Raw genomic sequence first — 392 nt, forward strand, 5'->3', positions numbered from 1 at the left:
GCTCACTGTGCCGTTTTCCATCGGCCGCCTCGGAACTTCCCAGCGCGCCTCGATGGGACTTTCGCTTGGAGCGTCCCTCCACGAGGACAATCTCAATGGCGCTCTCATGATCGACCGGCTGACGCTGATCTGTGATCAGATCGACGAGATCGTCGAGAAGGTCTCGGACTCGGAGCGTGATCTGGGGTGGGAAGCCCAGCGCGATCTCAGCCAGGAGACGGCCAAGCTCCTTGAGGATCATATGGCGATGGCCCTCCGCGAGCTGATGCAGATCAAGGCGGATCAGCGCAAGGCGAAGGCGGATGGGCACACCTTGCACTGATGCAATCTCGAAGTGGCTGAGAGGATAGAGGCCCGGGTTTCCCGGGCCTTTTTCTTGGTCGCAGCAGCAT

General features: G+C 60.5%; 1 protein-coding gene. It reads left to right on the plus strand.

The genetic code is table 11. The features are described 5' to 3' along the window. The coding region (locus AB4Y92_RS26315) for a hypothetical protein (protein WP_441822300.1) at positions 1-322 on the plus strand (322 nt) is incomplete at its 5' end. Positions 323-392 lie beyond the last annotated feature (70 nt).

The organism is Lysobacter sp. TAB13, assembly GCF_052113885.1.
GTDB lineage: Bacteria > Pseudomonadota > Gammaproteobacteria > Xanthomonadales > Xanthomonadaceae > Lysobacter > Lysobacter gummosus.